The organism is Allobosea caraganae, assembly GCF_003351345.1.
Lineage (GTDB): Bacteria > Pseudomonadota > Alphaproteobacteria > Rhizobiales > Beijerinckiaceae > Allobosea > Allobosea caraganae.
Map to the genome: position 1 here is coordinate 301,236 of NZ_QQTO01000033.1, position 24,014 is coordinate 325,249.

Below are 24,014 nucleotides of genomic sequence, written 5' to 3' on the forward strand. Positions count from 1 at the left end.
AGAGCCTCGATCACCGAGGCTGGAATTGCCATATGCATCACGTCCATCGTCAGAGCTGATGCAGCCGCAAGAGCTTCCGCGCTTCCGCGACCGAGGCGACGTGGCGCCCATGCTCCCCGGCCAGGTCGGCCACGCGCTTGACCAGGGCGGCGTTGGAGGGCGCCAGCGTGTTGCGGTCGAGCCTGACATTGTCCTCGAGCCCCGTGCGGCAATGGCCGCCGAGTTCGAGCGACCAGCGGTTCAGGGTGAGCTGGTCGCGCCCGATGCCGGCGCCGGTCCAGGTTGCGTCCGGCGCGAGCCGCTTTAGCGTCGCGACGAAGAACTCGAATGCCGCGCGGTCGACCGGCATGGCGTTCTTCACGCCCATGACGAACTGGACATGCAGCGGTCCCTTGATCTGGCCGGCCTTCTCCATCTCGACCGCCTTGAAGATCATCGACAGGTCGAAGGCCTCGATCTCCGGCTTGACTCCGTGCTGGAGCATCTCGCTCGCCAGCCAATCCACCAGGTCCGGGTTGTTCTCGTAGATCCGCGTCGGGAAATTGCAGGATCCGGTCGAGAGCGAGCACATGTCCGGCTTGAGCGGGATCATGCCGCCGCGCTCGCGCCCGGCGCCCGAACGCCCGCCGGTCGAGAGCTGTACGATTATGCCAGGGCAATGCCGGTGCAGGCCCTCCAGCAATCGGCCGAAACGCTCGGGGTCGGAGGTCGGCGTGCCCTCGTCGGTGCGGACATGGCAATGCGCCAGCGTCGCGCCGGCCTCGAACGCAGCTTGCGTCGACTCGACCTGCTCGGAAATCGAGATCGGCACCGCCGGGTTGTCGCGCTTGGTCGGCAGCGAGCCGGTGATTGCGACGGTGATGATGCAGGGGGTGGTCATGTCGCCGACCCCTGTGCGTGGGGGAGGCCGCCCGGGACCGTGATCGGACGGGCGAGCCTGGCCTGCGCGGTCAGGCGGATGCCGGCATTGGCGGCGCCATAGCCGCGATAGCCGTCGCGCTGGATGATCTCGAAGAAGAAGCCACCATCGAGCGTCGCCGTATAGGCCTGCCGGAAGGTGCCGTGCGCGTCCTGATCGTAGAGGATGTCGAGCGCCTTCAGCGCGGCGATCTCGGCATGGTCGAGATCGGCCCGGGCTTCGAGGTCGTCATAGTAGTTCTCGGGGATCGGCAGCATCGCCACGCCATTGGCGGCGAGCCGCGCCACCGTGGCGCGGATGTCTTTCGTCGCCAGCGCGATATGCTGCACGCCCGAGCCGAAGAAGTCGGTGACGAAGCGCGCCGACATGGTGCGGTGGCTCTGCGAGCCGTTGAGGACAAGGCGCAGGCCGCTGCCCGGCGCCGCGCCGACGCCGCTCTCGACGACCTGGCTCTGGACCACGCCACCGGGATCGATCACCGCCTGGCTCGGCGTTTTCCCGGCATCGAACAGCGAGGTGTAGAATAGCAGCCAGGTCAGCATCTCCTCGTACTGCATGGTCTGCGAGATGTGGTCGACCGCGATCAGCCCGGCCGCTTGCTCGCTTTCGCCCGTCGGCACGAAATCGACCTCCGACCAGCGTCCGAGCGCCGAGCCGCCGTCGAGGAAATAGACGAGGCTGCCGCCGACGCCGCGGACGGCGGGAATGTCGAGCTCGCCCGGTCCCACCGCGCCGGCATGCGGCACGTCGAGCAGCGCCTTGGCCCGCTGCGTCGCGGCCCGCGCGTCGGGGACGCGCAGGGCGATGGCGCAGACCGAGGAGCCATGGGTGATCTGGTAGCTATGGGCAAAGCCGTCCTCGTCGCTGTTCAGGATGATGCGGATGTCGCCCTGCCGCCAGAGGTCGACGTCCTTGGAGCGATGCGAGCCGGTCCTGGTAAAGCCGAGCGCGCGCAGCAGGCGCTCGAACCCGCCCTTCTCGCTTTCGACGACGGCGAATTCGATGAACTCGACCGCTTCGACGGGAGCCGGCGGCGGCATGGCCGGCGCGCCCGGCATCGGCTTGCCGACCTGGCGCGCCGTCTCGTCGAGCAGCCAGAGCAGCGAGCGGTGGCCGTCGAGCGCGACCGAGCGGGCCGAGCCGGCGCGGAAGCGGTCGTTGAAGATCTCCAGCGACAGGTAGCTGTCGAAGCCAGTCGAAACCAGCGCCTTCATGAAGTCGGGCAGGGCGAACTCACCCTGGCCGGGCAGGCAGCGCCAGTGCCGGCTCCAGGAGAGATGGTCCATCTGCAGCAGGGGCGCGTCGGCCATCTGCACCATGAAGATGCGGTCGCGCGGGATCGTGCCGATGGTCGCGAGGTCGAGCCCGCGCGACATGATGTGGAAGCTGTCGAGGACGATGCCGACCTGGGGATGGTTGGCGCGGCGCACGATCTCCCAGGCGTCGCGGTAGTCGTAGACGTGCCGGCCCCAGGCCAGCGCCTCGTAGCCGACGCGCAGGCCGCGCTTGGCCGCCCGCTCGCCGAGCTCGGCGAAATCGGCGGCGAGCCGGTCGATGCCGCTGAGCGCCTCGGGCGAGACGCTGGAGCAGACGAAGAGCAGGTCGGTGCCCAGTTCCTGCAGCAGGTCGAACTTGCGCTCGGCCCGGTCGAAGGTGCGCGCCCGCCTCGCGTCCGGCATGCCCTCGAAATCGCGGAAGGGCTGGCAGGTGACGATGGTCAGGCCGAGGTCGGCGCAGATGCGCCTGACATCGGCCGGCGAGCCGGGAAAGGCGATGAGGTCGTTCTCGAAGATCTCGACCGCGGTGAAACCGGCCGCGGCGATGGCTTCGAGCTTCTCCTGGAGCGTTCCGGAGACGCAGACGGTGGCGATCGACGGGATCATGCGCGCATCTCCTAATAGCTGACCCGCGCGACTGCGCGGAGCTCGTCAGGCGTGGTCGTCGGGAAGCCGAAGAACTCGAGATAGGCCGGGATCTGCTCGAAGAGCATGTCGGCGCCGATCTGGAACTCGCAGCCGCGCGCGCGGACCGCATCGAGGAACGGGGTGACTTCCTGCGCCATCACAACCTCGCCGACGAATGTCGTCGGCGCGATCCGGCTGACGTCCATCGGGAGCGGGTCGCCCGCCTTCATGCCGAGCGGGGTTGCGTTGACGACGATATCGAAGCCGCTCGGGTCCGCGGAGCCGGTCGTGACCTGGAGCAGCGGATAGTGCAGGTGCAAGCGCTCGGCGAGGCCGATGGCCAGCGGGGCGTAGGCGTCGAACAGCGCAAGCTCTGCGACGGCAGCCTTGGCCAGAGACGCGGCGATGGCGGAGCCGACGCCGCCGCAGCCGACCACGAGCACCCGGGCGCCGGCGAGCTTGCGGCCCTTGCGCAGGACGCCGCGCACGAAGCCCTCGCCGTCGAACATGTCGCCGACCAGCTTGCCGTCCGGCCCCAGGCGCACGGCGTTGCAGGAACCCGCCACCTTCGCCGTCGTCAGCACCTCGTCGAGCAGCGAGATGGTCGTCACCTTGTGCGGCATGGTGACGAGCGCGCCGTGGATGTTGGAGAGCTTGAAGACCAGCTTCAGGAACCGGACATAGTCCTCCGCCTTGCAGCCCATCGGCACCACGACGGCGTCGATGCCGTGCTTCTCGAAATAGGGGTTGTAGATCATCGGAGCCTTGAACGCCTCGGTCGGGTAGCCGAGATGGACGATGAGCTTGGTGGTGCCGCGGATCATGGCGAACGCGCTTTCGAATTGCCGGCTGCCCTAGGCGCCCACGCGCACGGCGGCGCCGGAGCGGGCGCTTGCGAGGATCGCGTCCAGCGTCAGCGCGATGTCGATGGATTCCGCCGGCGTCGCGCCGGTCCATTGTTCGGGGCCGTGCCGCAGGAGCCGCTCGAACGACTCCGCCTCGGCCCGGAAGCCGTTGCCGGGTGCGACCTCGACGATCTCCGGGGCGACCAGGTTGGTCGTGCCGCGCCGCACCGTCAGGATTGGCGGCCCGCCCACCGGCGGATGGTTGAGATAGGTCGTCTCGATCGTGCCGCCATCGCCCGCGATCAGCGCATGACGATGAAACGCCGTGGCGAAGCTGGCGGAAATCTGCGCCAATGCGCCGCCTGGGAACTCCAGCGTCGCGACCGTGCTCAGATCGACGCCGGTCTCGCTCCAGCGCGCCGTCGCGCTGACCCGCTCCGGCCGCTCGCCGGCGGCGAGGAGCGCGAGGCTGACCGCATAGCTGCCGGCATCGAGCAGCGCACCGCCGCCGACATCGGGCCTCAGGCGGATATTGTTCGGGTCGGAGAAGGTGATGCCGAAGCTGGAGCGGATCAGCTGGACCTTGCCGATCGCGCCTGCGGCCAGCAATTCGCGCAGCTTCAGCGTCTGCGGTTGGGCGCGATAGGGATAGGCCTCGACCAGATGACGGCCGAGGCGCTTCGCGGCTGCGAACATGGCGCGGGCATCAGAAGCGCTGGTCGCGAGCGGCTTCTCGCACAGCACGTGCTTGCCCGCCTCCATGGCGCGGATCGACCATTCGGCGTGGAGCGAGTTCGGCAGCGGATTGTAGATGGCGTCGATCGCCGGGTCGGCCAGCAGGGCCTCGTAAGAGCCATGGAAGCGCGGGATGCCGCACTCCCCAGCGAAGCTCTCGGCCTTCGCCGCATCACGGCTGGCGACGGCCGCGACCTTCACGGTCGTCGACGGCGCGACGCCGCTGGTGAAGGCGCGGGCGATATTCGCCGCGCCGAGGATGCCGAGTTGAAGCGGCCTTCTTTCCACGTCACCCATTTCGGTCTCCTCGACGACTTGCCTGTCAGGCGGTTGGAGCGGCAGCGCTGCTTGCAATACTCAATGCTTGCGGAGGATCTCACCCAGGAACTGCCGGGTGCGCTCGTGCCGGGGCGCCGTGAAGAACTCGGCCGGCGGCGCTTCCTCCACGATCGCGCCGCTCGCCATGAAGATCACGCGGTCGGCGACCTGGCGGGCAAAGCCCATCTCGTGGGTGACGCAGATCATCGTTATGCCCTCCTCGGCCAGGCCGATCATGGTGTCGAGCACCTCCTTGACCATCTCCGGGTCGAGCGCGGAAGTCGGCTCGTCGAACAGCATGATCTTGGGCTGCATGCAGAGCGCGCGGGCGATCGCCACCCGCTGCTGCTGGCCGCCGGAGAGCTGGGCCGGATATTTCTCCGCCTGTTCCAGGATCTTCACGCGGGCCAGCAGCCGGCGGGCGGTCGCCTCGGCCTCCGCCTTGCTGGCGCGCAGCGAGCGCATCGGCGCCAGCATGCAGTTGTCGAGAACTGTCATGTGCGGGAACAGGTTGAAGTGCTGGAACACCATGCCGACCTCGCGACGGATCGCGTCGATCGTCTTGGCCCTGTCGCCGAGAAGGATGCCGTCGACGCGGATCTCGCCCTTCTGATAGGCCTCGAGATGGTTGATGCAGCGGATCAGCGTCGATTTGCCGGAGCCCGACGGCCCGCACAGGACGATCTTCTCGCCTGTGCGGACCGACAGGTTGATGTCAGTCAGAGCCTTGAAGTCGCCATACCATTTCTCGACGCCGGCCATGCTGATCATGGCGCCGTCCGCTGCTTGCGCATGCGAGGATTGGCTTGTCATCTCAGGGCTCCGATCCATTCTGCCGCTCAGCTGGCGGTGAAGGCGATGCCTTCGAGGCTGTCGGGGAACTTGTGGACGGGGACCTTCATCCACTTGTCGTAGATCTTCTGCAGCTCGCCATTGGCCTTGATCTTGTCGACGAAGGTGTTGATCGCGGCGTTGATCTCCTTCTCGCCGAGGCGGGTGCAGGCGCCGTTGTAGAGGTTCTGGAATTCGAGCTTGTTCTCGAACTCGCCCGGGCGGGCCTGCTCGATGCGCTGCATGTAGAAGATATTGCCGCCGAGCGCCTGGACCTGGCCGGAGACCAGCGCCTGGATGCTCGGCGCATCGCCGTCATAACGCCGGATCGTCGTGGTGGAGGGCGCGTTCTTGGTCACCTGCGTGTCCTGCGCCGCGCCCTTGGCGACGCCGATGGTGAACTTGCCCATGTCCTCGTTGGTCTTGATCGTGTCCTTCTTCGGACCGATCAGCACGATCGTGTTGGCGACATAGGGCTTGGAGAACTGCACCGCCTTGGCGCGCTCGGGCAGCATGGCCATGGTCGCGAACAGCACGTCGACGCGGCCCGTGGTCAGCGCCGGGATGCGGTTGTTGACCTCGAGCGGCACGAACTCGACAGGCACGCCGAGCTCCTTGCCGAACAGCGTCGCGATATCGGCGTCCAAACCGTCCTGCTTGCCGCCGCTGGTGACGAAACCCCAGGGCGGGTTGTCGCCCTGGATCCCGACGACGAGCTTGCCCTTCGCCTTGATCTCGGCCGGCGTGATCGCGAATGCGGAGTGCGAGAGCAGCGCCGGCGCGGCGAGCGCAAGCGCGCCTCCGAGCAGCAGGTGGCGGCGGCTGGGCAGTCCCTTGGCTTGCTTCTTCATGATCTCTCTCCCTCGGTTGAAATGGCCTTGAGGCCTTGGTGATTGGGTAAGGCGCTAGCGTGTGGTCGCAGCGAACTGGCGCTCCAGCCGGGCGCCATAGAGCGAGAGCGGCCAGCACATGATGAAGTAGAGGACGCCGACGATCCCGAAGACGAGCAGCGGCGCGAATATCTGGTTCGAGATGATGTTTCCGGCCCTGGTCAGCTCGGTGAAGCCGACGATGGCGGCGAGCGACGTGCCCTTGATCAGCTGGACGAGGAAGCCGATGGTCGCGGGCAGCGAGATGCGGATCGCCTGCGGCAGGATGACGTCCTTCATCCGCGAGACGTAGTTCAGGCTCAGCGCCTTGGCGGCCTCGGTCTGGCCCTTCGGCACCGCCTCGATCGAGCCGCGCCAGATCTCGCCGAGATAGGCGCTGGCATGCAGCGTGAAGCCGATCGACACCGCGACCCAGGCGTCGAGCTTGAGCCCGATCAGGGCCAGCCCGTAGTAGACGACGAAGAGCTGCATCAAGAGCGGCGTGCCCTGGAACAGCGCGATGTAGCCCGCCGTCACGCGCTCCAGCAGCGGCATCTCCGATGTCCGAGCCAGCGCGACGGCGAGCCCGGCGATGCCGCCGCCGAGGAAGCCGACGGCCGACAGGGCCACGGTCCATTTCAGGCCGGCGAGGAGGAAGAGGAATTCGTCTGAGCCCATGACGCCCTCCTCACTTGACCGGATAGCTGAAATAGCGCGTCGAGATCATCCCGAAGAAGCGCATCATCAGCCAGGAGATGACGAGGTAGAACACGGTCACGACGCCGTAGACCTCGAAGCTGCGGAAGCTCGAGGTCTCGATCTGCTGAGCCACCGAGGTCAGCTCGTAGGCCGAGATCGCCGAGGCGATGCTGGTCGTCAGGGTCAGCAGCACGAACTGGCTGGTCAACGACGGAAAGATCGCCCGCAGCGCCGGCTTCAGCACGATCAGCCGGAAGACCTGCGCCTTGTGCAGGCCGAGTGCGAGGCCCGCCTCGATCTGCCCCTTGCCGATCGACTGGACGCCGCCGCGGATGATCTCGATCGCATAGGCGCCGCCATTGATGCCGAGCGCGATGATCGCGGTGGGCGTCGGGTCGAGCCTGAGGCCAGCCAGCGGCAGCGCGAAATAGATGAAGTAGATCTGCACCAGGAACGGCGTGTTGCGGATCACCTCGACGAAGGACTTGATGAACCAGCGCACCGGCGCGATGCGGGAATCGCGCAGCATCACGCCGCCAATGCCGATGATGATGGCGAGGACCATGCCGCCCAGCGCCAGCGCGAACGTGCCGAGGCAAGCGATGAGCAGGCTTGGCAGCCCGTCCAGTACCGGCGTGAAGTCGAGCTTGTAGTTCATGGCGTTTCCCTGAACGGCCGACCTTCTGGCTGGGTCGGTCCAAGTCCCGTCATTGCTAGTCCCGTCTCGGCAAGTCCCGTCTCGGCAAGTCCCGTTTCGGCAGCGGCGCCCCGTCTTGGACGCTTTGATCGCGATCGGCAGAAGAGGTTGCGCGAGCGCTGATCGATGTTAATTGTACGAACTGGTTCAATTGGTCAAGTCAAATTAACTGCATGGTCCATTTCCCATCGCTCCCGATGGAACGATGGCCGCGGCCGGAAGGTTCGACATGGAAGAGATGACTCCGGCCAAGCCCCGCGGGGCAGGCGGCAGGAAGGCGGCGAGCTGGACCCAGGATCCCGAGGGCGTCCGGCGCAACATCCTTGCGGTCGCGCGCGCCGAGTTCGTCGAGAACGGGCTGAGCGGCGCGCGGGTCGATGAGATCGCGGCCAAGACCTCGACCAGCAAGCGCATGATCTACTATTATTTCGGCGACAAGGAGGGGCTCTACCGCGCCGTCCTCGAAGAGATGTACGCCCGCATCCGCAATTTCGAGCGCAGCCTCGATCTGGCAGTGCTGCCGCCGCGCGAGGCGATCGCGACGCTGGCGGGCTTCACCTTCGACTACCACGCCGACAACCCGGACTTCGTCCGGCTCGTCATGGTCGAGAACATCCACCATGCCCGGCACCTGGAGAACTCGGCCAAGATCGGCGAGCTCAACCTCTCCGTGATCGACATGATCCGCGAGATCTACGAGCGCGGCCGGCGCGAAGGCGCGTTCCGCGAGGGGCTCGACCCGATCGACATCCACCTGACGATCAGCGCGCTCAGCTTCTACAACGTCTCCAATCGGGCGAGCATCCGGCAGGTCTTCGGGCATGACATGGGCGCGCCGGGCGCCCGCGAGCGCCGGCGGGCGAGCACCATCGACACGGTGCTGCGCATGCTCGCCAGTTGATGGACCCGGCCGCCGGCGCGCCATCGATCTCGTTTCTGCCGGGGCGAAGAGCGGTTCCATGGCGTGAGTGCGCGGGCCTCAGCTTCGCCTGGCCATCCCGGCCATGGCCTGGATGGCCAGCTCGTACCCGGCCGCGCCGAAGCCGACGATGATGCCGGTCGCGGTCCGGGAGATCAGCGAGTTGTGGTAGATGCTTTCCCGGGCGTGGACGTTCGAGATGTGCAGCTCGATCTTGGGGCCGTCGAACATCTTCAGCGCATCGAGAAGCGCGACCGAAGTGAAGGTGTAGCCTGCCGGATTGATGATGATGCCGCAGGCCTCGATGCGCGCCTGATGCACGCTCTCCACCAGGGCACCCTCGAAATTCGTCTGGCGGAAATCGACCTCGAAGCCGAGCGCCCCGGCCTTGTCCACGCAGCGCTGGCGGATCTCGTCGAGCGTGGTCGTGCCATAGACGGCCGGCTCGCGCTGGCCCAGCAGGTTAAGGTTCGGGCCGTTGAGAACGTAGATGCGATTGCCCATGCGCGTATTCCTGCCGCCCCAGCCCAGAGCTGATGATCACATCTGGCCAAAGAGAGATCAACTGATAATATAAAAATCATCTGGTGATATGGATTTGCCCTGACGGGCGCGACCATCCTGCTTTGTGAAGGCCGCGCCTCGTAGTATCGGTCCCCGCAAAGGTGCGAGTGCAGCAGCATGGCGGACGTGATGACGGATATGGTGGGCGACGAGCTCGCGCCCATCTCGACGGGCGAACAGGCCTATGAGCGGATCCGCTCGGACATCGTCTTCGGGCGGTTGCGGCCGGGGCAGCGCCTTACCCTGGAAAAGCTGCGCCCGGTCTATGGCGTCGGCATCAGCACCCTGCGCGAAATCCTGAGCCGACTTACGCCTGAGGGGCTGGTTACGGCGGAAGGGCAGCGCGGCTTCCAGGTCGCGCCCTGCTCGGCCGAGGATCTGAAGGAGATCGCTGCGCTGCGCCTGCTGATCGAGAAGGACGCGCTGGTGAAGTCGTTTCAGGCAGGCGACATGGAATGGGAGGGCCGCGTCGTCGCGGCCCATCACAAGCTGGCGCGGATGGAGGCGAGCCTCCTGGCCGGCGACGATTCCAAGACCCAGCAATGGAAGCGCTACGACTGGGAGTTCCATCAGGCGCTCGTCTCGGCCTGCGGTTCCAAGGCTTTGCTGGAGCTTCACTCGGGCATCTACGATCGCTACCTGCGCTACCAGATGGTCTTCGTGATCTTCCGCGGCCCGGTCGCCGCCGACGAGCACCGGGCCTTGCTGGAATGCGCGCTGAGCCGGGATGCGGCCCAGGCCGACGCGATCCTGGAGCGCCACATCCATGGCTGCCTCGACTTCGCCTTCCAACACCGCCTCATTTGACCGTGAGCGGGCTTGGCGTGCCTAGAGCATGATGCCGAAAAGTGGGCACCGGTTTTCGGCTGACATCATGCTCTAACTCTTGGATGAGAGACATCCGGCTCTAGCGGGGCCGCGCGATGACGAGCTCGACCTTGGCCGCGGCGAGCCGCGCCGGGAACGGCTCGGGCGGGCGCCTGTCGGTGACCAGCACGTCGATCTCCGCAAGGTCGCCCTGGCGGTAGCGGTCGCTGCGGCCGAACTTGGAGTGATCGCTCAGCACCATGCGGCGGCGCGCCCGCCGGCGCAGGATGTCGGTAATCGCCGCATGGGCGGTGGTCGGCCCCATCACGCCATGCTCGGCGTCGATCGCCGCGGCGCCGGTGACGGCGAGGTCGAAGAGCCGGTTCTCGAGGAAGCGCAGCGCCTCCGGCCCGCCGAGCGCATGCGTGTCCGGGTGCATCTCGCCCCCGGTCAGGTGCACGTCGTGGACGCCCCGGCGCAAGGCCACCGCGATGTCGATCATGTTCGTCACGAAGGTGGTCCGGACCGGCAGGTCGGCGAGGCGCTTTCCAAGCGCCAGCATCGTCGATCCCGCTCCGAGGAAGATGTGGCTGCCCGCTGGAATGAGCGGCAGCGCCGCCTCGACGATGTCGGCCTTCGCGCCGGCGGCCTGGTCCATCCGGAACTGGACCGGGGGCAGGTTGGGAGGCGGCAGGGCGACGGCGCCGCCATGAACCCGGCGCAGGAGCCGCCGTTGCTCGAGAGCCACGAGGTCGCGGCGGGCCGTCTCGATCGACACGCCGAGGTCGGCGGCGAGGGCCGCGACCTCCACCTCCGCGACCGCGCTCAGGAGTTCCAGAATCCGCTGTTGTCTGGCGCTGGCAAGCATCGCTCAATTCCCTGCATCGCTCGGTGTTCCCTGGCCGCTTCTGCTCGCATGGGCGAACGGGCGCGGATGAAGCGGTCAATAGACGGCATAACCAGTCACATTCTGTCATCGACAGGTCAAGCGGCCCCCGTAGCCATGCCGGGACTTCAGATGGAGGACGCCATGAGCCAAATCTCACGCCGCACGCTTCTCGCCACGGGTGCCGGCGCCATCGCGCTCGCGGCGGCGCCGCGCGCCCGGGCCCAGGCGCGCCGGACGGTTACGGTCGCGTCCCAGGCGCTGCCGCCGACCATGGAGCCGATGGACACGCCCGGCACCACCTCCGTCTGGTACCGCACGGAGTACAACGTGTTCGAGGGCCTGCTCGGGCTCGACTACCGCAACAACCTGGCAGTGCGCGGCGCCCTGGCCGAGCGCTGGTCGCAGCGCGATGCCCGGACCTGGGAGTTCAGCCTGCGCCAGGGGGTCAAGTTCCATGACGGGCGCGAGCTGACGGCCGAGGACGTGCTGGTCTCGCTCGGCGAGGAGCGGCTGATGGGGCCGAATGCGCCCGGCCGGTCCTCGGCCAAGGGCTTCCTGCCGACCTTCGAGCGCGCCGAGAAAATCGACGAGCGCACGGTCCGCCTGATCACCAACACCGACGATCCGGTCTTCGACCGGCGCATCGCGGCCTGGGGCGGCCAGATCATCAGCGCCGCCGCCTTCCGCGCCGCGCCGAACTGGCAGAGCTGGGCCATGCGGCCGGTCGGGACCGGCCCCTACCGCATCGCCGAGGTGAGGCGCGACTACGGCATCAAGCTCACCGCCCATGACGAGTACTGGGGCGGGCGGCCCCCACTGGCGGGGGTGAACTTCCGCGCCGTCCCGGAAATGGCGGCGCGCTTCGCCGGCCTTCTCGCGGGCGATTGGGACATCGCCACCGACGTCACCCCCGACGCCGTCACGGAGATCGAGGGCCGCCGCGGCTTCAAGGTCGTCGAGGCCGGCTCGAACGTGACCCGCATGGTCATCCTCGACGCCAAGCACAATCCGCAACTGCGCGACGTCAGGCTGCGGCGGGCGCTGAGCCTCGCCGTCGACCGCCAGCTCCTCGTCGACACGATCTGGCTCGGCAAGACCACGATCCCGAACGGGCTCCAGTCCCCGAGCTATGGGGCGCTCTATGACGAAAAGCGGCGCGCGCCGGTCTTCGATCCCGACCTCGCCCGCAAGCTCGTGCAGGAATCCGGCTATCGCGGCGAGCCGATCGCCCTGAGGACGACCGGCACCTACTACCTGGCCGAGCGCCAGACCACGGAGGCCCTCGTCGGGATGTGGCAGGCGGTCGGCGTCAACGTCCAGATCGAAATGGTCGAGAACTACGCCCAATGGTACCGCCGGCCCGGCTCCGGCATGTACAACTACTCCTCGGTCATGCTCTTCCCGGATCCGCTGGCCGGCATGGTCCGCAATTTCGGACCTGACAGCGCTTTGCAGCGCACCGAGGACAGCTGGTTCAACGAGGAATTCAACGGCCTCTGCAAAGGGATCGCCGGCACGAGCGACCTGACTGAGCGACGGCGCATGCATGCGCGCATGCTCGACATCCTCGAATGGGAGGATCCGCCGATGGTCCTGCTCTTCATGCAGAACATGTTCTACGGCCTGCGCGCGGACCTCGACTGGCGGCCATACCCCGCCCATCAGATGGATTTCGGGCCCGACAACATGAGGGCGGGCTGATGGCGCGCGCTGTCGTCGCACTCCTCTCGGACCCGCATCTGTCGCGCCGCCGGGCCTATACGGTGCCGGCCTGGCACCATGTGAGGAGCGAGATCACAGCCCTGGCGCTGGCCGCCACGATCGTCGCCGGCGACCTCGTCTTCGACGATTGCGACGATGCCGATGACCGGGCCTTCGCCGCGGCGGCCGTGGCGGGCCTGCCGGGCGATGTCCGCCTCATCCCCGGCAACCACGACGTGGGCGACAACGTCGCCGAGCCGTGGATGGGACAATCCGTCACCGCCGGGCGCGTCGAAGCCTTCCTCGCCACCCACGGCACCGACCGCTTCGCCATCGACATCGCCGATTGGCGCATCGTCGGTCTGAACGCTCAGCTCTTCGGAACCGGTCTCGCCCGCGAGGACGAGCAATGGTCCTGGCTCGACGACGTCATGCGCGACGCCGGGCAGAGGCCGGTCGTGCTGGTGCTGCATAAGCCGCTCGCCGTCTGGACGAGCTCCGAAGCGGAGGTGCCCAACTGCGTCGGCCGGGCCGCGCAGGCCAGGCTCACGGCTGCGACGCAGCGGGGCCGGGTGAGGCTCGTCGTCTCCGGGCATTATCACCACCACCGCTCGGTCGTCCTGGGCGGCACGCCACAGCTATGGCTGCCGAGCACCGCGCTGGTCGGCCGCGCCAGCCATGACCTGGAGCCCTTCGCGCAGCGCAGCCCCGGCTTCGTTGCGCTCTCGCTCGATGGCGAGGATGCCAGCTTCGCCCATGTCGCGACGCAGCCCGCCCTTGCCGTCGACCCGGTGCACCTCGCCGCGCTTCATGGCGAAGCGCCGCGTCATTGGCCGGAACTGAACGAGGCGAGCCAGCCATGAAGATCACGGAAGTACTACTCGCGAAGGGGTGCGCGGGCCATTTCCACATCGATGCCGCCGCGCTCCGCGCCGGCGCGGTTGCCGATGGCTTCTCGTGGAAGGGCGCACCCCGCACCCCGGGCTTCTCCCGGATCGTCCAGCCCGCGGAAAGCCTGTCGATCATGCTCCGGCTCGAAGACGGGCAGATCGGCTTCGGCGATTGCGTCGACGTCGCCTATGCCGGATCGGCCGGCAGGGAAGGGCCCTTTGCTCCCGATCGCGTTCTGCCATGGCTCGGCACGGAACTCCGCGACCGGCTGGTCGGCACTGATGCTCTCGGCTGGCGTGGACTTGCGGAGAGCTTCGATGCCGCCAGGGAGAATGGCGAGCCCTGGCCGGTCGCGATCCGCTACGGCCTCGGGCAGGCGCTCCTGCACGCGGCATCGCTGGCGCGGCGGCAGCCGATGGCCCGGCTGATCTGCGCGGAATACAACCTGCCGGACCCGCGCGAGACGCCGCTGCTGCTGGCCTGCGCCGCCATGGACGATCACGAGGCGCTCGACCGCCTGATCCTGAAGCGCGTCGACGTGCTGCCGCACAGCTTCATCACCGATCCGGACAGGCATCTCGGGCGGGCCGGCGAGGCGCTGCTCGGCCATATCAGGCGCATGGCCGCGCGCATCCAGGCGCTCGGCGAGCCGGACTATCATCCCACCCTGCAATTCGACATGAGCGGCAATCTGGGCCGGCTGTTCCGCGCGCCCGACGCGCATCTGCTCGATTTCCTCGAGCGGCTCGCCGACGCCGCCGCGCCGTTCGCGCTGCGCATCGAGTGCCCATGGCTGGCCGCGAGCCGGCAAGAGCAGATCGAGGTCTATGTCGAGCTGACCGCCGCAATGCGGCGCAGGGGGCGCAGCCTGCGCATCGGCGTCGACGAATGGTGCAACAGGCTCGAGGATTTCGCCGCCTTCGCCGCTGCCGGCGCCGGAGACTACCTGCACATCAAGATGCCCGATCTCGGCTGCATCACCGGCAGCATGAGCGCGATCTCCGCCTGCCGCGTGCATGGCATGGCGTTCTGCCTGGGCGGCAGCGCCAACGAGACCGATCAGTCGGCGCGCGTCAGCTCCCATATCGGCCTGGCGTTCCGCCCCGAGGTGATGCTGGCCAAGCCGGGGCTCGGCGGCGACGAAGGCCTCATGATCGTGCGAAACGAGATGGCGCGAGCACTGGCGATCTCGGAACACGGCGGGGGCCAACGCCAGCCTGCCTCGGAATTCCCGGGACATGGTCCATTCGCTCGCCCGGCGTGAGCGCTCGCATGGCGTCCCGAGAGGGAAGGTGATCGGATCTCGGCGCTGATTGTCCGATCCTAGAAATATTCGCCGGTCATCGCCCTCTGCGACTGCGAATTTTCATCTCCAGGCAAACAGGCTTGCTTTCGGCGGACACACGTCGGTATGTCCTTTAGTTCGGTTGTCGCCAATGGCATTTCGCGGCATGTTATCGTATGGCAGTTTGGTTGGCGCAGATATGGCTGCCAAGGAGGAGCACGTGTTGAGCGCCGGCAACGAGAAGGGTTCGACCGCGCTGCAACTGGAATCCGAGCTGAAGCGCGCGATCGTCGCGATGGAGCTGCGCCCTGGCACGCGGCTGTCCGAGGCCGACATCGCCGAGCGCCACGGCGTCTCGCGGCAGCCGGCGCGCGAGGCTCTGATCAGCCTTGCCAGGACGAAGCTGGTGCAGGTCCTGCCGCAGCGCGGCACCGTCGTCGCGAAGATCTCGGTGAGCCGGATGATGCAGGCGCGCTTCGTGCGCGAGGCGGTCGAGACGGCGGTGGTGCAGCGCGCCTGCGCCTCGTTCGACGGCGGCGTGCGCGAGCGCATCACCGGGCTTTTGGCGATGCAGGAGCACTTCGCCCTGGCCGACGACCACGCGAGCTTCCAGCGCTACGACGAGATGTTCCACGCCGCGCTCTGCGACGGCGCCGGCTGCCCGCTGGCCTGGGAGGCGCTGCGCGACATCAAGTCCCACATGGACCGGCTGTGCCAGCTCACGATCGCCGACCGCAGCGCGATGCTGCCGCTGATCGAGCAGCACCGCGCCATCATGGCGGCGATCGACGCGCGCGACGGCGAGCGGGCCGCCGCCGAGATCCGCAACCACCTCGCCGAAATCCTGCGCACCCTGCCGCGCATCGAAGCCGAGCACGCCGACCTGTTCGAGTAGAGCCGGCGGGCAGCCTGCGTCGTCGGCAACCTCCGCCCCTTCGTCAAAAGCGATCCGCCGTCAGGACGCCACGCTCAGGCCGTCGACGCCGTGCTTGCTGATCAGCCCGGCGACGAAGCCCGAGGCCTTGGCGGCCTCGACGAATTTCGTCAGGTAGTCGAGCGCGGCGCCCTTCGCCTTTGGGGTGCCGATCGCCTGCTGGACCGTCATGAAATGGCCTTCCAGCATCGTCGCGCCCAGAACCTGCTGGAGGTCGGTGATCAGCCGCGGCTTCAGCCCCGCGAGCGCATCGAGCTTCTGGTCGACGAAGTCCTTCAAGGCCTCGTCCAACGTGTCCGAGCGCACGAGCTTGGCCTTGGCGATATTGCGCTCCAGCCAGAGCCCGTAGGCGGCCCGGCCGGTGACCGCGATGCGGATGCCTTCAGCGTCGACATCGGCGATGCGCTTCAGCGGCGATCCGGCCGGCACCAGATAGGTCGCCTCGATCTCGGTATAGGCGGGCGTGAAGCTGATCACCTCCGCGCGCTGCGGCTCGGCGCCGATCAGGCCGATATCCCATCTGTCCTGCGTCGCGTCGTCGGCCAGCAGGCCCGGCGAGGCATAGGGCACATAGCGTATGGCGACGCCGAGATTATCGGCGACGGCCCGCGCCATGTCGGGCGAGACGCCGACCGGGTCGCCATCCGCCGTCCGGCCTGTGACCAGCAGGAAGTTCGACAGGTTGATGCCGGCGCGCAGGACGCCGCCTGGGGCAAGCTCGCTGAGGACGGCAGGGGAGAGCGTGCCGATATCGGGCCGGAACTGCATGATGGTCTCTCGCTGTGGATTCGCCTGCGCGGATGGCCGGCGCCGCAGCCTAGCTGACCATAGCCCCGTCCGCGACCCTAGGTCTTGACGATCCAGGCATGCGCGGGGTCGTCGACGAATTTCCAGATGCGCTTCGGCCCGGCCATGACGTTGAGGTAGTAGAGGTCGTAGCCATGCGGCGCCGCGACCGGGTGGTAGCCCTCGGGCACCAGCACCACATCGCCATCCTCGGCGGCGATCGTCTCGTCGAGCGAGCGGTCGTCGGTGTAGACGCGCTGCAGGGCAAAGCCCTGCGGCGGCGAGAGGCGGTGGTAATAGGTCTCTTCGAGCTGCGATTCATGTGGCAGCCGGTCCCGGTCGTGCTTGTGCGGCGGGTAGCTCGACCAATTGCCCGAGGGCGTGATGACCTCGACCACGAGCAGGCTCTCGGCGGCTTCGGTCTCGGGCAGGATGTTGCGGACATGGCGGGTGTTGCTGCCCTGGCCGCGCGTCGCGCTGGCGACGTCCTTCGGCGCGATGACGCGTGGCGGCAGGCCGGGCTGCCCGGGCGCCGAGCAGACGGCAAGCTCGCAGGGGCCGCGCGCCGTGACGCTCCAACTGGCCCGTGCCGGCACGTAGAAGGACCAGGGATCGGGCTCGAAGGGCGAGGCGCGCCCGCCGATCTCGCCGAACTCCCTGTCGCCTGACCGAACCGCAGCCGTGCCCGAGAGCAGCACGATGCAGACCTCGCGGCTGCCCGTGTCGCGGGAGAGTTCCTGGCCCTCAGTGAGGCGATAGACCTCGAAGCCGACATAGTCCCATCCGGCCGTCTGTGGGGTGACTTCGTGAATCCTGCCATCCCGGTCCGGTGCGGATGGCTTGATGAGCAGCTTCGACATAGACAGCCTCTGGAGCATTCCACGTGAGGTGAGCTCAGTTCAGGTCAAGTTTTGTGGTAAAAATGGAGAATCTGTGGTCAGAAATCGTAGAACTTGGCTCAAACTTCACTGATCTTGAATTGTTCCGCACTTAGATCAGTCCAGCCTCCTTCAGGCTCGACTTCAAATGGATTACCCCTTTAGTGGCATAGGTCAGGGGATGTGCTTTTTCCGGGTCCTGCTCGGCCTCGACCACGACCCAGCCGGAATAGCTCGGCAGGGCCCGGAAGACGGCGGGGTAGTCGACCATGCCATCGCCCGGCACCGTGTAGACGCCAAGCTCGGAGCCCTTGCCGAGCACGGCGTCGAGGAAGCTCCAGCCCTCCCGGCGGGCCTGCTCCATCACCGGCTTGCGCACGTCCTTGGCGTGGACATGGCTGATGCGCTCGCGATAGCGCGTCGCGAGCTTTGCCGGGTCGGCGCCGCCCCATGTGGCGTGGCCGGTATCGAGCAGCAGGTGCACGGCCGGACCGGTCGCCGCCATGAAGGCGTCGATATCGGCTTCGCTCTCGACGATCGTGCCCATGTGATGGTGGTAGACCAGCCGAACGCCTTCACTGAGCGTCCGTTCGGCGACTTGCGTGATCCGCTCGCCGAACTGCTTCCATTCGTCAGGCTGCAGCACCGGTCGCTGCGAAAGCGGTTTCGAGCGGTCGCCATGGATCGCGTTCGAGGTCTCGGCGAAGACGAGCACGGTCGAGCCCACCGCCTTGAGCAGGTCGAGATGCGGGCGCAGGTGCCGCATCTCCTCAATCGCATCGCGCTTGAGCAGTTCGGCCGAATACCAGCCGGAAATGCAGGCCATGTTGAACGGCGCCAACGCCGCCTTCAGCGCCTGGGGTTCGCGCGGGAACTTGTGGCCGAGCTCCATGCCCTCGAACCCGGCTTGCCGAGCCTCGGCAAGGCAGGTTTCGAGCGAGGTCGCGCCGCCGATCTCCTGCAAATCGTCATTCGACCAGCCAATGGGATTGGCGCCGATGCGGATCGTCATGGTCTCAGGTCCTTCGTTCAGGCTCGCTGCTTCAGCGCGGCGTCGTAGCGCTCGCGGGCGGCTTTCACCTCGGCGCGCGCGGAAACCTCCGGCACCGCGACATCCCACCAATGGCCGCCATCCCCGGTCGAGATCAGCGGGTCGGTGTCGATGACGATGACGCTGGTGCGCGCGTGGCTGCGGCTGGCCTTCAGCGCGGCTTCGAGTTCGGCCACGCCCGCGACTTTCTGCGCCAGCGCGCCGAGCGAGGCCGCATGCGCGGCGAAGTCGATTTCCGGCAGGGTCTCGTGCCGGGCATCCGCCAGCAGGTTGTTGAAGGAAGCGCCGCCGGTCGCATTCTGGAGCCGGTTGATGCAGCCGAAGCCGCGATTGTCGAGCACCACGATGGTCAGCTTCAGGCCGAGCATGATCGAGGTCGCGATCTCGGAATTCATCATCAGGTAGGAGCCGTCGCCGACCATGACGACGACCTCACGCGAGGGATCGGCCATCTTCACGCCGAGTCCGCCGGCGATCTCGTAGCCCATGCAGGAATAGCCGTATTCCATGTGGTAGCCGCCGGCCGCGCCAGGCTGCCAGAGCTTGTGCAATTCGCCGGGCAGGCCGCCGGCGGCGCAGACCACGACGTCGGACGGCTCGCTCCAGCGCTGCACCGCGCCGATCACCTGCGCGTCGCTCGGCAGGGGCTGGTTGCCAGGCGCGGTATGGGCTTCGGCCGCCTTCAGCCAATCGGCGCGTGCGGCCTCGGCCTTCGCGCTCCACGCCTGCGGCGCGCGATGGCCGGCGAGCGCCGCGTCGAGTTCGGCCAGCCCAGCCTTCGCATCGCAGATCAGTGGCAGCGCGCCGTGTTTGCCCGCATCGAAGGGCTGCACGTTGAGGCCGATGATCCGGCAGTCAGGGTTGAAGAGCGTGCGCGAGCCGGTGGTGAAGTCCTGCAACCGCGTGCCGACCGCCAGCACGACATCGGCCTCCTCGGCCAGCGCATTGGCTGCGCCCGTGCCGGTGACGCCGATCGCGCCGAGGTTGAGCTTATGCGCAGCGGGGAGGGTGCTCTTGCCAGCCTGGGTCTCGCCGGCCGGCAGGCCATGCGCCTCGCAGAACTGCGCCAGCGCGCTTTCCGCCTCGCTGAAGAGCACGCCGCCCCCAGTGACGACGAAGGGCTTCTTCGCGGCCTTCAGCAGCGCGACGGCCTCGGCCAATTCGCCCTCATCGGGCCGTGTCCGCCGCGGCCGCCAGATCCGCTCGCGGAAGAAGCTCGCGGGATAGTCATAGGCCTCGGTCTGCACGTCCTGGCACAGGGCCAGCGTCACCGGCCCGCATTCGGCCGGGTCGGTCAGTACGGCGATAGTGCGCTCGAAGGCGGGGATGAGCTGCTCCGGCCGGGTCAGGCGGTCGAAATAGCGCGAGACCGGCTTGAAGCAGTCGTTGGCCGAGATCGTGCCGTCGCCAAAATCCTCGATCTGCTGCAGCACCGGGTCGGGCCGGCGCCCGGCGAAGACGTCGCCCGGCAGCAGCAGCAGCGGCAGGCGGTTGACATGCGCGACGGCGGCGGCGGTGACCATGTTGGTCGCGCCGGGGCCGATCGAGCTCGTCACCGCCATCATCCGGCGCCGGCGCGAGGCCTTGGCGAAGGCGATCGCCGAATGTGCCATCGCCTGTTCGTTATGGGCGCGATAGGTCGGCAGTCTGTCGCGGATGCCGTGCAGCGCCTCGCCGAGGCCAGCAACATTGCCATGACCGAAGATCGCCCAGACTCCGGCGAAGAGCGGCAGCGTCTCGCCGTCTATCACCGTCTTCTGCGCGGCGAGCGCCCGGACCAGCGCCTGCGCCATGGTGAGCCTGATCGTGCTCATCAGCGTTTCTCCCAGGCGGCGACGAGCTGCGCGAAGCGCTGCGCCATCATCACTGTCGCCGCCTCGTCATCGATCTTGCCGGCGAGCCAGGCCCGCGCCGGTTCGCCGAAGATGGTGCGGCCGACGGCGAAGCCCTTCACCGACTTGGCGGTCTGCGCCTGCCGGAACGCCTGCTCCAGCTCCTCGGCCGGCGCGTCGAGCCCGAGCAGTACGACGCCGCGGCAATAGGGGTCGTTATCGGCAATGGCTTGGTCGATGGCGGCCCAGGCAGCGGGCGATGGTTGGCCCTCGAGCTTCCACCAGTCAGGCTTGATACCGATCTCGTAGAGCCGGCGCATCACGGCCGCCATCGTGTCGTCACTGAGCGGGCCGTGCTTGGAGGCGATGATCTCGACCAGTAATTCGCGGCCGACCTGCCGGCAGGCCAGCGCCACGCGCTTCAGCACGCGCTCCTGCTCGGCTTTGAGCGCAGCGCCGTCGTCCGGGTGGTAGAAGCACAGGCACTTGGCGATGTGGCTGACCGGCCATTCGGCCAGCTCCGCGCCAAGCGAGCCGGCCTCGTCCGTCTCCAGCTTGAGCGGCCGCGAGCCTGGCACTTCCAGCGGCCGGGCGATCCAGAAGCCGTGGTCGCCGGCCCGGAACAGCGCCTCGCGGCCATGGCGGCCGTCGAGCAGCATGCCGAATCCCGGCCGTCCATCGGCGACGCGCGCGGCGGCCTCGACCGCAAGCTGCTTGAACGGGGCGATGCGCTCGCGCGGCACGCCGGCCTCGTCGGCCATGTCCTCGAGCTGGCTGCGATGGTCGATCGCCAGCGCCATCAGGGTTGCCGATTGCGGCAGGCGGGTCGTCGCCCAGTGGATGTGGTTGATGTCGACGTCGTGGCGCAGGGCGCGGTGCGACGAACCCTTCGCCAGGAAATATTGCAGCTCCGGGAAGGTCGGGCTCTCCGGCGAGCACAGCAGCCGCGACACGGCGAAGGCGCCGCAGGCATTGGCCCAGGCGCAGCAGGTCTCGACCGGCTCGTCGCGCAGCCAGCCCCGCAGGAAGCCGGACATGAAGGCGTCGCCGGCGCCGAGCACGTTGTAGACCTCGACCGGGAAGCCCGGCCCCTTGATGCCGTCCTCGATCGAGGCGGGAATCGCAGCCGGGAAGACCACGCAGCCCATCGGTCCGCGCTTGCAGACGATGGTCGCCGCGCTCAGCGCCCGGATGCTGCGGATCGCGGCGAGCGTATCCTCCGAGCCGCCGGCGACATGCAGCTCCTCCTCGGTGCCGACGATCAGGTCGCAATCCGGCAGGATCGCCTGCAGGTGCTGGGTCACGCTGTCCGAGCGGATATAGCGCTCCTCGCCGGCGCCGTGGCCGGCCAGCCCCCAGAGGTTCGGCCGGTAGTCGACATCGAACACGACCTTGCGGCCATGCTTGCGGGCGAAGCCGATCGCCTTCTTTTGTGCCGCGGCGGCATTGGGAATGGCGAAATGCGTGCCGGTGACCACCACGGCCTTCGCAGAGGCGATGAAGGCCTCATTGATCTCGCTCTCGCTCAGCGCCGCATCGGCGCAGTCGGTGCGGTAGAAGATCAGCGGAAAAGTCTTCTCGTCGCGCACGCCGAGGATGACGAGCGAGGTCAGGCGCTTGGGATCGATGACGACGCCGGCCGTCTCGACGCCTTCGCGCCCGAGTTGCTCCAGGATGAAGCGACCCATCTGCTCGTCGCCGACGCGGGTGATCACCGCCGATTTCAGGCCGAGCCGTGCCGTGCCGATGGCGATATTGGTCGGGCAGCCGCCCACGGCCTTGCTGAAACTGCCCATGTCCTCGAGCCGGCCGCCGATCTGCTGGCCGTAGAGATCGACCGAGGAGCGGCCGATCGAGATCAGGTCGAGTGTGGGATCAGGCATCGGGGCGGGCTTTCTCGGCGGTGCCGACGGCGAGCGTCATCGCCAGCGCGAAGGTGGCGGCGACGGAGCGGAAGGCGCCGTAATCGGCTTCCTTGACTTCGAGCCAGAGCGTGCAGCGCTCGGCCAGCGGGCTGAGCGCGCTGTCGGTGAGTGCGATGACGGGCACGCCGCGCGCATGGGCCTGCGCCGCGATATCGATCGTCGCCGGCGAATAGGGTGCGCAACTGACCGCGAGCACGACGTCGCCGGCCCTGGCGATGGCCGCCTGCTCCGGGCCGAGCGAGGCGACGTTGTCGACCAGCACGCAGCGTATGCCGACCTTGCCGAAGGCATAGGCGAGGTAGGACACGACCGGGAACATCCGGCGCGCGCCGACGAGGATGATCGTCTGTGCCTCGGCGAGCAGGGTAGTCGCGCGGTCGACCGCATCGTGGCTGATGGTCGCTTGCAGCCGGGTCAGCGAGGTCTGGCTCGCCTGGACGAAGCCGTCGAGCAGCACCTGCGCCATGTTGGGGCCGGCGGCTCCCTCGTCCCGCAGGGCCGCCAGCCGCTCGCGGTGATCCGGCAATTGCTCGCGCAGCCGAGAGCGGAAGACCTGTTGCAGCTCGCTGAAGCCCGAATAGTTCAGCGCCTGGGCGAAGCGCACCAGCGTGGACGCCTGAACGCCAGCCTTTTCAGCGATTTGCGAGGCGGTGTTCAACGCCATGTCGTCGGGATTGGCGAGCGCATGGTCGGCGACCTGCCGCAGCCTTTTCGGCAATTGCGGGCCGCGCTCGCGAACGAGCGCCACGAAGCTGTCGAAGTCCCGCCGGGGCGGCTCCTGCTGAAATTGCGACGACATGCTATCCCGGTTGCCGGTGGCCTTGACTTGCGCTGGCGGAGAATGGAATGTTTATTCCAATAGTCAAGAAGAACAAAAAATTTATGCCGTATCGATGATGGGAGCGACGCGTCAGGTGCCGGAATCATCCGTCTACAGCCGGGAGCTGAATGGCAAGGTCGCCATCGTCACCGGCGGCAGTCAAGGCCTCGGCGAGGCCATCGCGCGCGAATTCGCCGCTCGCGGGGCGCGCGGCCTGCTGCTGACCGGCCGCAATCGCGAGCGTGGCGAGGCGGTCGCGGCGAGCCTGACGGCCGGGGGCTGCGAAGCGCGCTTCCACGTGGTCGACCTTGCCGACCTCGAAGCCGTCCGGACCGTCGTCCCGGCGGCCGAGCGCGCCTTCGACCGGCTCGATATCCTGGTGAACGCGGCCGGCGACACTGATCGCGGCACGATCTTCGATACGACGCCGGAGCTCTACGAGCGCATCATGGCGGTCAACCTGACGGCGCCGTTCTTCCTGATCCAGGATGCCGCGACGCTGATGCGCCGGGACAAGATCGAGGGCGCGATCGTCAACATCCAGTCGATGTCGGCCCATGGCGGCCAGCCCTTCCTCTCGGCCTACAGCATCTCCAAGGGCGCGCTGGCGGCGCTGACCAAGAACGCGGCCTACGGGCTGATGTCACACCGCATTCGCGTCAATGGCCTCAATATCGGCTGGATGGCGACGCCGGGCGAGGATGCGATCATGCGCCTGCGCCACGGCGCGCAGGATGGCTGGCTCGACAAGGCCGCCGCCGGACGGCCCTTCGGCCGCCTCATCGATCCGCGCGAGGTCGCCAAGGCCGTCGCTTATCTGGCCTCCGGCGAATCGGGGCTGATGACCGGCGCCAATATCGACTTCGATCAGACCATCCTCGGCGCGCATGATTGATGCGGTCCGGGGTCACTCAA

At 67.6% G+C, this 24,014-nt stretch carries 23 protein-coding genes; 7 read left to right on the forward strand and 16 right to left on the reverse strand.

All coding sequences use genetic code 11. The features are described from left to right. Positions 1–49 precede the first annotated feature (49 nt). Genes DWF00_RS22305 through DWF00_RS22340 form a run of 8 tightly spaced genes read right to left on the reverse strand, consistent with a single transcriptional unit; the run spans position 50 to position 7,778 of the window. Positions 50–880, reverse strand: a complete 831-nt coding sequence (locus DWF00_RS22305; RefSeq protein ID WP_114829620.1) for a 3-oxoadipate:acetyl-CoA acetyltransferase — start codon at positions 878–880, stop codon at positions 50–52. Continuing rightward, positions 877–2,802: a bifunctional sugar phosphate isomerase/epimerase/4-hydroxyphenylpyruvate dioxygenase family protein gene (locus DWF00_RS22310; protein ID WP_114829619.1), complete on the reverse strand. Its 1,926-nt coding sequence runs from the start codon at positions 2,800–2,802 to the stop codon at positions 877–879. The genes DWF00_RS22305 and DWF00_RS22310 overlap by 4 nt, the downstream gene beginning before the upstream one ends. A gap of 11 nt (positions 2,803–2,813) precedes the next feature. Beyond that, entirely contained in the window at positions 2,814–3,647 is an 834-nt protein-coding gene (locus tag DWF00_RS22315; protein WP_114829618.1) for a shikimate dehydrogenase family protein, read from the reverse strand. 30 nt (positions 3,648–3,677) lie between these two features. Continuing rightward, positions 3,678–4,700 carry a Gfo/Idh/MocA family protein gene (locus DWF00_RS22320; RefSeq protein ID WP_114829617.1) on the reverse strand — a complete coding sequence of 341 codons (1,023 nt, stop codon included), beginning with the start codon at positions 4,698–4,700 and terminating at the stop codon, positions 3,678–3,680. A 60-nt stretch (positions 4,701–4,760) separates the two neighbouring features. Next, entirely contained in the window at positions 4,761–5,534 is a 774-nt protein-coding gene (locus tag DWF00_RS22325) for an amino acid ABC transporter ATP-binding protein (RefSeq protein WP_114829616.1), read from the reverse strand. 26 nt (positions 5,535–5,560) lie between these two features. Further along, positions 5,561–6,403 (reverse strand): transporter substrate-binding domain-containing protein, encoded by an 843-nt coding sequence (locus DWF00_RS22330; protein ID WP_114829615.1) that lies wholly within the window; start codon positions 6,401–6,403, stop codon positions 5,561–5,563. Between the two features lie 54 nt (positions 6,404–6,457). Beyond that, the gene (locus tag DWF00_RS22335) at positions 6,458–7,099 is read right to left on the reverse strand and encodes an amino acid ABC transporter permease (RefSeq protein WP_114829614.1); all 642 of its coding nucleotides are present in this window, start codon (positions 7,097–7,099) and stop codon (positions 6,458–6,460) included. A gap of 10 nt (positions 7,100–7,109) precedes the next feature. Next, positions 7,110–7,778: an amino acid ABC transporter permease gene (locus tag DWF00_RS22340; protein WP_114829613.1), complete on the reverse strand. Its 669-nt coding sequence runs from the start codon at positions 7,776–7,778 to the stop codon at positions 7,110–7,112. Positions 7,779–8,046: 268 nt separating this feature from the next. Between DWF00_RS22340 and DWF00_RS22345 the strand changes: the two genes are divergently transcribed. Next, positions 8,047–8,718 carry a TetR/AcrR family transcriptional regulator gene (locus DWF00_RS22345; RefSeq protein ID WP_245974191.1) on the forward strand — a complete coding sequence of 224 codons (672 nt, stop codon included), beginning with the start codon at positions 8,047–8,049 and terminating at the stop codon, positions 8,716–8,718. Positions 8,719–8,796: 78 nt separating this feature from the next. Here DWF00_RS22345 and aroQ read toward each other — a convergent pair whose 3' ends face one another. Further along, a complete protein-coding gene (aroQ, locus tag DWF00_RS22350) occupies positions 8,797–9,240 on the reverse strand; it encodes a type II 3-dehydroquinate dehydratase (protein ID WP_114829612.1) in 444 nt (147 codons plus the stop codon). A gap of 189 nt (positions 9,241–9,429) precedes the next feature. Between aroQ and DWF00_RS22355 the strand changes: the two genes are divergently transcribed. Beyond that, the gene (locus tag DWF00_RS22355; protein ID WP_114829863.1) at positions 9,430–10,107 is read left to right on the forward strand and encodes a GntR family transcriptional regulator; all 678 of its coding nucleotides are present in this window, start codon (positions 9,430–9,432) and stop codon (positions 10,105–10,107) included. A 100-nt stretch (positions 10,108–10,207) separates the two neighbouring features. Here the strand turns inward: DWF00_RS22355 and DWF00_RS22360 are convergent, their stop codons facing one another. Further along, entirely contained in the window at positions 10,208–10,975 is a 768-nt protein-coding gene (locus DWF00_RS22360; protein WP_114829611.1) for a DeoR/GlpR family DNA-binding transcription regulator, read from the reverse strand. A 162-nt stretch (positions 10,976–11,137) separates the two neighbouring features. Between DWF00_RS22360 and DWF00_RS22365 the strand changes: the two genes are divergently transcribed. The 4 genes from DWF00_RS22365 (at position 11,138) to DWF00_RS22380 (ending at position 15,768) form a co-directional block, all read left to right on the forward strand. Then, positions 11,138–12,697 carry an ABC transporter substrate-binding protein gene (locus DWF00_RS22365; protein ID WP_181832668.1) on the forward strand — a complete coding sequence of 520 codons (1,560 nt, stop codon included), beginning with the start codon at positions 11,138–11,140 and terminating at the stop codon, positions 12,695–12,697. Continuing rightward, a complete protein-coding gene (locus DWF00_RS22370) occupies positions 12,697–13,560 on the forward strand; it encodes a metallophosphoesterase family protein (RefSeq protein ID WP_181832667.1) in 864 nt (287 codons plus the stop codon). Before DWF00_RS22365 ends, DWF00_RS22370 begins: the two co-directional genes overlap by 1 nt. Next, complete coding sequence (locus DWF00_RS22375) at positions 13,557–14,852, forward strand: methylaspartate ammonia-lyase (protein ID WP_114829608.1); 1,296 nt, start codon at positions 13,557–13,559, stop codon at positions 14,850–14,852. The genes DWF00_RS22370 and DWF00_RS22375 overlap by 4 nt, the downstream gene beginning before the upstream one ends. A 220-nt stretch (positions 14,853–15,072) precedes the next feature. Beyond that, positions 15,073–15,768, forward strand: a complete 696-nt coding sequence (locus DWF00_RS22380) for a GntR family transcriptional regulator (RefSeq protein WP_114853075.1) — start codon at positions 15,073–15,075, stop codon at positions 15,766–15,768. Between the two features lie 60 nt (positions 15,769–15,828). Here DWF00_RS22380 and DWF00_RS22385 read toward each other — a convergent pair whose 3' ends face one another. The 6 genes from DWF00_RS22385 to DWF00_RS22410 form a co-directional block, all read right to left on the reverse strand. Next, positions 15,829–16,575: a transporter substrate-binding domain-containing protein gene (locus DWF00_RS22385; protein ID WP_114831157.1), complete on the reverse strand. Its 747-nt coding sequence runs from the start codon at positions 16,573–16,575 to the stop codon at positions 15,829–15,831. A 77-nt stretch (positions 16,576–16,652) separates the two neighbouring features. Continuing rightward, a complete protein-coding gene (gene iolB, locus DWF00_RS22390) occupies positions 16,653–17,453 on the reverse strand; it encodes a 5-deoxy-glucuronate isomerase (RefSeq protein ID WP_114831158.1) in 801 nt (266 codons plus the stop codon). Positions 17,454–17,583: 130 nt separating this feature from the next. Next, positions 17,584–18,483 (reverse strand): myo-inosose-2 dehydratase, encoded by a 900-nt coding sequence (gene iolE, locus DWF00_RS22395; protein WP_114831159.1) that lies wholly within the window; start codon positions 18,481–18,483, stop codon positions 17,584–17,586. Positions 18,484–18,500: 17 nt separating this feature from the next. Beyond that, entirely contained in the window at positions 18,501–20,336 is a 1,836-nt protein-coding gene (iolD, locus tag DWF00_RS22400) for a 3D-(3,5/4)-trihydroxycyclohexane-1,2-dione acylhydrolase (decyclizing) (RefSeq protein WP_114831160.1), read from the reverse strand. Next, complete coding sequence (locus DWF00_RS22405; RefSeq protein WP_114831161.1) at positions 20,336–22,237, reverse strand: bifunctional 5-dehydro-2-deoxygluconokinase/5-dehydro-2-deoxyphosphogluconate aldolase; 1,902 nt, start codon at positions 22,235–22,237, stop codon at positions 20,336–20,338. The genes iolD and DWF00_RS22405 overlap by 1 nt, the downstream gene beginning before the upstream one ends. Continuing rightward, positions 22,230–23,078 carry a MurR/RpiR family transcriptional regulator gene (locus tag DWF00_RS22410; RefSeq protein WP_114831162.1) on the reverse strand — a complete coding sequence of 283 codons (849 nt, stop codon included), beginning with the start codon at positions 23,076–23,078 and terminating at the stop codon, positions 22,230–22,232. The genes DWF00_RS22405 and DWF00_RS22410 overlap by 8 nt, the downstream gene beginning before the upstream one ends. A gap of 115 nt (positions 23,079–23,193) precedes the next feature. On the opposite strand from DWF00_RS22410, the gene DWF00_RS22415 reads away from it, so the two are divergent. Further along, positions 23,194–23,994: an SDR family oxidoreductase gene (locus DWF00_RS22415; protein WP_245974193.1), complete on the forward strand. Its 801-nt coding sequence runs from the start codon at positions 23,194–23,196 to the stop codon at positions 23,992–23,994. Positions 23,995–24,014: the final 20 nt, after the last annotated feature.

Coding starts and splice junctions, on each gene's coding strand:
- DWF00_RS22305 (WP_114829620.1), bottom strand. CDS start 880: ATGACCACCCCCTGCATCATCACCGTCGCAATCACCGGCTCGCTGCCG.
- DWF00_RS22310 (WP_114829619.1), bottom strand. CDS start 2,802: ATGATCCCGTCGATCGCCACCGTCTGCGTCTCCGGAACGCTCCAGGAG.
- DWF00_RS22315 (WP_114829618.1), bottom strand. CDS start 3,647: ATGATCCGCGGCACCACCAAGCTCATCGTCCATCTCGGCTACCCGACC.
- DWF00_RS22320 (WP_114829617.1), bottom strand. CDS start 4,700: ATGGGTGACGTGGAAAGAAGGCCGCTTCAACTCGGCATCCTCGGCGCG.
- DWF00_RS22325 (WP_114829616.1), bottom strand. CDS start 5,534: ATGACAAGCCAATCCTCGCATGCGCAAGCAGCGGACGGCGCCATGATC.
- DWF00_RS22330 (WP_114829615.1), bottom strand. CDS start 6,403: ATGAAGAAGCAAGCCAAGGGACTGCCCAGCCGCCGCCACCTGCTGCTC.
- DWF00_RS22335 (WP_114829614.1), bottom strand. CDS start 7,099: ATGGGCTCAGACGAATTCCTCTTCCTCCTCGCCGGCCTGAAATGGACC.
- DWF00_RS22340 (WP_114829613.1), bottom strand. CDS start 7,778: ATGAACTACAAGCTCGACTTCACGCCGGTACTGGACGGGCTGCCAAGC.
- DWF00_RS22345 (WP_245974191.1), top strand. CDS start 8,047: ATGGAAGAGATGACTCCGGCCAAGCCCCGCGGGGCAGGCGGCAGGAAG.
- aroQ (WP_114829612.1), bottom strand. CDS start 9,240: ATGGGCAATCGCATCTACGTTCTCAACGGCCCGAACCTTAACCTGCTG.
- DWF00_RS22355 (WP_114829863.1), top strand. CDS start 9,430: ATGACGGATATGGTGGGCGACGAGCTCGCGCCCATCTCGACGGGCGAA.
- DWF00_RS22360 (WP_114829611.1), bottom strand. CDS start 10,975: ATGCTTGCCAGCGCCAGACAACAGCGGATTCTGGAACTCCTGAGCGCG.
- DWF00_RS22365 (WP_181832668.1), top strand. CDS start 11,138: ATGAGCCAAATCTCACGCCGCACGCTTCTCGCCACGGGTGCCGGCGCC.
- DWF00_RS22370 (WP_181832667.1), top strand. CDS start 12,697: ATGGCGCGCGCTGTCGTCGCACTCCTCTCGGACCCGCATCTGTCGCGC.
- DWF00_RS22375 (WP_114829608.1), top strand. CDS start 13,557: ATGAAGATCACGGAAGTACTACTCGCGAAGGGGTGCGCGGGCCATTTC.
- DWF00_RS22380 (WP_114853075.1), top strand. CDS start 15,073: ATGGCTGCCAAGGAGGAGCACGTGTTGAGCGCCGGCAACGAGAAGGGT.
- DWF00_RS22385 (WP_114831157.1), bottom strand. CDS start 16,575: ATGCAGTTCCGGCCCGATATCGGCACGCTCTCCCCTGCCGTCCTCAGC.
- iolB (WP_114831158.1), bottom strand. CDS start 17,453: ATGTCGAAGCTGCTCATCAAGCCATCCGCACCGGACCGGGATGGCAGG.
- iolE (WP_114831159.1), bottom strand. CDS start 18,483: ATGACGATCCGCATCGGCGCCAATCCCATTGGCTGGTCGAATGACGAT.
- iolD (WP_114831160.1), bottom strand. CDS start 20,336: ATGAGCACGATCAGGCTCACCATGGCGCAGGCGCTGGTCCGGGCGCTC.
- DWF00_RS22405 (WP_114831161.1), bottom strand. CDS start 22,237: ATGCCTGATCCCACACTCGACCTGATCTCGATCGGCCGCTCCTCGGTC.
- DWF00_RS22410 (WP_114831162.1), bottom strand. CDS start 23,078: ATGTCGTCGCAATTTCAGCAGGAGCCGCCCCGGCGGGACTTCGACAGC.